Consider the following 1,628-nt stretch of genomic DNA (forward strand, 5'->3'; position numbering starts at 1 on the left):
AGCGGGATATGCATGCCGAACTTGTCGAACAGGATCGTCGCCAGCAATTGTGGGCCGATGAAGCCGCGCGGCGTGGCATGGAATGGCGCAGGCGGCTGGCTGATCTTCTCGCAATCGCGGCAGGTGAACTTCTCGCGCACTGTCTCGATGACCTTGAAGCGACGCGGGATCTCCTCCAGCGTCTTGGTCACATCCTCGCCGATCTTCGCCAGCCGCGATCCGCCGCAGCAGGCGCAGCTCGTCGGAGCGTCAATGACGACGCGCTCGTGTTCGATGTCGTCCGGCCAGGGCTTGCGCACCGGCCGCTTGCGCGTGAAGGGGCGGACGTTCTGCGTCTTCGCCGCTGCGGCCTGCGCGGCAAGCTCATCCTCGCTCGCCGTGGTGACGAGTTCTTCGAGCTCCAACTCCAGCTGCTCGAGCAGCCGTGCCGTGCGCTCGGAGCGCTGCCCGTACAGTTCGCGTTTGAGCTTCTCGATCCGCAGCTCGAGATGCGCGATCAGCGCCTCGTTGTCCGACAGCTCCGCCCGCGCGCTGGCAGCCACCGCCTCGGCTCGCAGCCGCGCCTCACGCTCGGCCTGCAGCGCCGCCAGGGCACTGACAAGGTCCGATGGAAGATCGTCCGGCTTCGATATCATGAAGCCATTGAATCAGATCAAGCCGCAGATGCAAACCGTAAAAACGGCTATCCGACCCGCGTCGGACGCCGGGTTTCTTGAGGGTTGCGCCAATCGATCCCGGACAACAGATAGCTCAACTGCGCCGGAGAGATCGTTACCGATTCACCAGCAACCGATGGCCAGATGAACCTTCCTCTCTCTAGTCTTTTGGTAAACAGGCATGCTCCCTGGCCATCGTGCCAGATCATCTTCACAAGATCGCTGCGGCGACCGCGGAAGACGAACAGATGGCCGCTGAGCGGGTCTTTGCGCAACACCTCCTGCACTTGGAGTGCCAACGACGGAAAGCCTCTACGCATATCCGTGTAGCCTGTCGCGAGCCACACTCGCGCGCCTGTCGGAACCGGGATCATCGGCGCACCAGGGCATCGAGAACTCGCCGCAGCGCGTCTCCATCAACGTCACCATCGACCCGGATGCGGTGTCCGCTACCGAGATCAATCTCGATGATGCCCTGGCTCCTCCGTCGACGCGCCGGCGCCGTCGTCAATGGCGCTTCGGCCACATCCCGCGGCGGCACAGACGGCCCAATCTCGACCGGCACCAACGGCGCTACACTCGTTTCACCGTGCTTGCAAAGCTCTTTGCGCCACCTGAACAGCTGGCTCACATGAAGGCCGGCCATGCGAGCCACCTCGGAAACAGTGGCTCCGGGCTCGAGCGATGCTGCAACTAGCCGTTCCTTCTCATCCTGTGACCACCGACGCCGCCGCTCGACCGATGTGATCACCTCTGCCCGCGAAATCGTCATAGCGCTTCTCCTAGGATTACCCCTAGGACCTGCAGCGCTCGCGTCCGTCAAACAAGGCGGCCCTCAATGGAGGGATACCAAGGGGCTCTCGCTTCGCGTGTACGAAGTCGGCGCGGACATGACGCGCATTGCCTCATCAAGAATGTTACCGGAGAACTGACCGTCAGGATTGGGGCGGCGACACCGAATCGGATCGGTGT

3 protein-coding genes are annotated in these 1,628 nt (G+C 62.9%); all 3 read right to left on the reverse strand.

The window, feature by feature from the left end; all coding sequences use genetic code 11:
• On the reverse strand, positions 1 to 635 hold a 635-nt coding region (locus tag AC5ZGW_RS46205; RefSeq protein ID WP_496114166.1), incomplete at its 3' end, for a transposase domain-containing protein.
• Between the two features lie 47 nt (positions 636 to 682).
• Positions 683 to 1,030 carry an IS66 family insertion sequence element accessory protein TnpB gene (gene tnpB, locus AC5ZGW_RS46210; RefSeq protein ID WP_038388906.1) on the reverse strand — a complete coding sequence of 116 codons (348 nt, stop codon included), beginning with the start codon at positions 1,028 to 1,030 and terminating at the stop codon, positions 683 to 685.
• Positions 1,027 to 1,428: an IS66-like element accessory protein TnpA gene (tnpA, locus tag AC5ZGW_RS46215; RefSeq protein WP_038380667.1), complete on the reverse strand. Its 402-nt coding sequence runs from the start codon at positions 1,426 to 1,428 to the stop codon at positions 1,027 to 1,029. Before tnpA ends, tnpB begins: the two co-directional genes overlap by 4 nt.
• Positions 1,429 to 1,628: the final 200 nt, after the last annotated feature.

The sequence above is a fragment of the Bradyrhizobium sp. Crot121 genome (genome assembly GCF_059512385.1).

Excerpts from the sequence above, each read along its gene's own strand:
- tnpA (WP_038380667.1), bottom strand. The coding sequence starts at position 1,428 with ATGACGATTTCGCGGGCAGAGGTGATCACATCGGTCGAGCGGCGGCGT.
- tnpB (WP_038388906.1), bottom strand. The coding sequence starts at position 1,030 with ATGATCCCGGTTCCGACAGGCGCGCGAGTGTGGCTCGCGACAGGCTAC.